This window comes from Pseudobacter sp., assembly GCF_051955275.1.
GTDB lineage: Bacteria > Bacteroidota > Bacteroidia > Chitinophagales > Chitinophagaceae > Pseudobacter.
Map to the genome: position 1 here is coordinate 1 of NZ_JBQCGW010000020.1, position 4,537 is coordinate 4,537.

A 4,537-nucleotide genomic window follows, 5' to 3' on the forward strand; every position below is an offset into this window, starting at 1 on the left:
CTTTGCATACACCGCATTGCTAAGCGCCAGGTGAAATACCCTGTCGAATGTCTGCCGCACGCCTACGGGCAACTCATGCGAGATCGCATTCACATGCACGCCGATGAGGTAATCGCATTTGTCGCGCAACGGCTCGATGGGCAGGTTATTGAGAATACCGCCATCCATATACATTTTATTGCCATCGTGCACAGCGGGTAATACAAATGGAATACTGGAAGAAGCCAGCAGCGCTTCGTACAAATCGCCTTCGTGAAAAAACTCAGTAACACCCGCCGTCAGTTCCGTTGCCGCTACCCAGAGTGGTAATTTCAATCCGGAAAAATCCGCCGGCAGGAACTGGCTGAACAGTTTCACCAGGAATGTCGCACTGAACAGTCCATTGGTTCTTAGCCTTAAATATGATTTGGGAAAGAAATCTGTTTTGTGAATGATGGTGAACATATCATCCGGCGTAAATCCTGCCGCATAGAATGCGCCCACCACAGCCCCTGCACTGGTGCCGCTAAGCACCGAAGCCCTGATGCCATGTTGTTCCAGGGCTTTCAGCACGCCGATATGTCCAATTGCACGGAGACCGCCACCAGAAAGGGCCAGGCCGGTCACGGATTGAGGAGCAGGAGTCAGGGTCATATACTTCTTCTGTTGAAGCATACAAGGTAATTCAATTATTGCAAGCTTATTACTGCAGAATGGTAATAAGTATTACGAATCAGTGCAACACTATTCCTTCGATCCACTTCCTGGCAACTCCGGAATCAGTAAAGAATCCTTCATTGATCATGGAATAATTGGTGGCATAATTGGAGATCTTGGTCTCATCGTGATGCACATGGGCGGCTGCTCTGCAGCGGATATTATTATTTGAACGGATGCAGATCTCCGCTTCGGGAAACATACGCAGGTATCCCACATACCAGCCATAATCAGCCAGCAACTGCGGCACCATCACCCTGAATTGTTTGTGCACTTCAAAAGAGCTGGCCTTGAAACCGTTGAGGTCCACCAGTATTTTGAACTGGGTACCGGGCTCCAGACCATCTGTAACAGATTTGAGGGACTGATGCCATTCCTGAACATCAGTTGCATCCAGCTCTCCGCTGAGGGTAGTAACTACCAGCTGTTTGTCCTGGTAATACTGAGTATCTTTTCTTTTCATTTGTCTTATTTATGCTTCAAAGTAGCAGATAAATTGGCATAGGAAAAGTTAATCGTTGCGGAGAGGGGTAACAAATTGCCTGGACCGTTGATATAATAGTGGCAATTGAACTTTAAGGCATTTTATTGTGAAAGGAGGCCCGGATCTCCGGGCTTCCATTTTCTGTTTTTCTGCATCAACCTTAATAAGAATGGGTGCCACATGGGGCACCCATTTACAAAAACTGCCGGTTTAAGATCAGAATCTGATCAACCTCAAATGGTCGATCATAGCCTGATTGATCTCTTCATTCATATTGCCATTCGCATCAGCATAATAGATCCTTAGCGTATGACTGCCTGCTGTGAGATGCACCCTGATGCTATTGGTATACCCCCAGTTGCTCCACTCCTCTTTTCCACGCTGAGGGAACACCCATATACCTTCAGATTTTCCATTCACCTCCACTGTTCTGACTGCACATTTGTTTTCCGTATTGGTCGGGCCGTTTCCATTGGCATACCTTGCATCCACAAAATACCAACCGGTTTCCTTTACATTGACCGGCACTTCCATCGATCTATTGACAGAAGTGGAAATCTCCACGAACCCTTTTCCGGAGAAACCTTTGTACGCATAGCTTGCAACCGGGGCAAACGCTTCTGCTTCAATAACTGTCACGCCCTCTTTGCCCAATACGTCCAAAGGCTCACTGGCAAAGGATGGTACGCCCATTTTATCTGTCGCAATCACCTGGTATTCTGCTGCTGCAGCCGGCCTGTATTGAAGCGCAGTAGTGTTCACAATCTCCTTCCCATTTTTCAGCACCCTGTACTTTACAGCGCCCTGAATCTTTTTCCAGCTGATAATTCCATTTTTCAGTTGCAGTTCCGGTGCAGGCAGACTGGTATAACCGGCCACTTTTTTGATGGATTGATTTGCACCACCTGATCCCTCACCTACCTTGATCCTTACTCTATGCCTGCCGCTGAGGTCAGCCGGCAACTCTGCTTTACTTATGTTCTTTCCATCCAGCTCAAAACTTTCAATATTATTGCCCGCCCCTTCCAGTTCAATATCCAGCACCGTATTGCGATACCTGAAGTTATTGAGCTGCTTTTTTCCCTTCCATGCCGCAGGTACAAATGGTTTGAATACCAACTTATCCTCCATAAATTGTAAACCGAAGAATACTTTATGAACTATGCTGATATTGCCGGACAAACTCCAGAGCATATTGCTTGAGTTGATCTGCGTTCCGGTAAAATCGCCATTCGTGGCAACAAAATTCTCCTTGTTGGTTAGAAATAATGCTGCGGGTCTGTAAATAGCGCTGATACTTTCCGTTACCGATGAAGTATTTCCCACCTTCGCCCCAGCCCATAACCAGTATGCCTGAACGAAAGGCCATACCGCATTGTTATGATAAGGTGGAATTTCCGGAATATCAGGATAGATACAGGGAGTACCATAGGTTGTCACCGGTCCGTTCGATATGATCTGCTGCTGCTGTTTGGCATCTGCAATATCAAACAATATGCAAAGCGCCTCTCCCAATGCCTCTGATCGCGGCGACACAGATTTGTATTTACGGCCATAAATATATTGTCCATAAAACTGCTGCGAAGGCAGCCACAGGTATTTGTTGATCCCCGCTTTGATCTTTGCCGCAATACCAGCATGCTTTTCCGCTACCGTGGTCTGCTTCAGTAATCCAGCCATGCGCGCCAGTACCTGGTTGGCTTCGTAATGCACAGCGTTTGTGCCCAGGTTCTCCGACTCAAAGATATCGGCAGGCTGCATCCAGCGCGGATAAGTCTGTTCACGCCAGTCGAGGAAACTGGACTCTCCTTTCACCATACCGGTCTCCGCATCATATACATTCTGCAGATCATCTTCGATAGAGTTTTTAATGATCTCATAGGCTTGCGCCAGCCATTCCCTGTCACCTGTTGCCTTGTAAAGTTCCCAGGCAGCAATGGCCCAGACCATCCTGTCTGTGCTCACCGGCCACGCGCCGCCGGTACCCGTATCCTGAATGATCTTTTTCTTCTTGCTCACCTTACGCAGCAGGCTGTACTTAGCTACTTCAGGTTGCAGATAAGCCATGCTCAATATGATGCTGTAACTGATATCGCGGGTCCAGACACCGGCCCACTCCTTTCCTGTACGGAAAGTACTGTCGGGTTCCACCGACCTGATCATTTCTTCGATGCTCAGATTGTACAACGCATCAGCAAGGGGATAGCTGCTCCGGTATTGCGGGAATGCGCTCAGGTCTTTGGAAACCTTCCATTCCGCATCTGTATTATTCTGCTGTTCCGGTGCATTCATAAGCAGTGTGGTTTCAAAAACACCATCTCCATCATCGTCTTTCAGTTCCAGCTCCGGATGATGCACCAGGTTATCGAAATCCCAGATCATCGGTGCACTGCCTCCCGCTACAAATACACCTTTGAAATCTTCTTTATAGATCTTATCGCCCTTGAATGTAACATAGTATCCCTTGCTTTTGAATGAGGCCAGTACTTCTCTCATATCCAGTCTCAACTTCAATTTCGTATTGGGAGGAAGAAAGCTGCTTTTAGCTCCGGCACCAGGCTTCAGCTGTTTACCGAATGGTATCAGCGGCGTTTCCGCATAACCATTCACAGGAACGATATTGAACCCATGGTCTTTGCCTGACAACATCTCATTGTCCTTACCATTTATGCTGAACTTGAATGAGATCTCAGAGCTCTTGAACAGGTTGGCCGGGCTCTGGTAATCCGATCTCATCTCCGTAGCTGATACAGCCCTGGCGGTGTACTTGCCCTGTACAACCCTGTCCCCATACACCCGGTAAGCGGGAGACGACCATACCGGATTCTCCTGTTGCTGCGCATGCGTTCCTGCAGCAATGGCCAGCATTGCTGTGAATATCCAGTTTCCCTTACTGTTCATGTAACCTTGTTTATAGTAGTTTATTTTCTGATCACTTCAATGCTTTGTGCTTTTCCATTGTCTGGAACAGTAATTGAAAAGATGCCTTTGGCTGCATCCCATTGCAGGCCAGTGGTAACGGGCTTTTTATTTACCAGCACACGTACCGGCTTCTTTGCAACATGGAGCATCCATACCAGTTTTCTTTTGGCAGAAGGCTCAAAGCCATTACTATTGCGGGCTGCAACAGACAGCTCATATGCTTTTTCCGTGGTCTTGCTGCGGAAATTTGTTTTGCAGAATTTATTATCGAGGTAATCCTGGGACTCACCATCATCCTCATACAGCTCAAAATCTACAGGCTGACTGTTCTCCGCAGGATATACATGCAGGTATAAAGGATGATCTTTCAGTTCACCGATATATTGCATCACAGGCATCATCGGGATAATGCTGCCTTTCTTTACAAGTATCGGG

At 47.3% G+C, this 4,537-nt stretch carries 4 protein-coding genes; all 4 read right to left on the bottom strand.

All coding sequences use genetic code 11. From position 1 onward, the window contains the following. The coding region (locus tag ACTHMC_RS02410; RefSeq protein ID WP_440410492.1) for a patatin-like phospholipase family protein at positions 1 to 654 on the bottom strand (654 nt) is incomplete at its 3' end. Positions 655 to 712: 58 nt separating this feature from the next. Then, complete coding sequence (locus ACTHMC_RS02415) at positions 713 to 1,159, bottom strand: hypothetical protein (RefSeq protein WP_440410494.1); 447 nt, start codon at positions 1,157 to 1,159, stop codon at positions 713 to 715. Between the two features lie 237 nt (positions 1,160 to 1,396). Further along, on the bottom strand, positions 1,397 to 4,081 hold the full coding sequence (locus ACTHMC_RS02420; RefSeq protein ID WP_440410496.1) for an MGH1-like glycoside hydrolase domain-containing protein: 2,685 nt from the start codon (positions 4,079 to 4,081) through the stop codon (positions 1,397 to 1,399). A 20-nt stretch (positions 4,082 to 4,101) separates the two neighbouring features. Next, a partial coding sequence (locus tag ACTHMC_RS02425; RefSeq protein ID WP_440410498.1) for a DUF5110 domain-containing protein occupies positions 4,102 to 4,537 on the bottom strand: 436 nt, incomplete at its 5' end.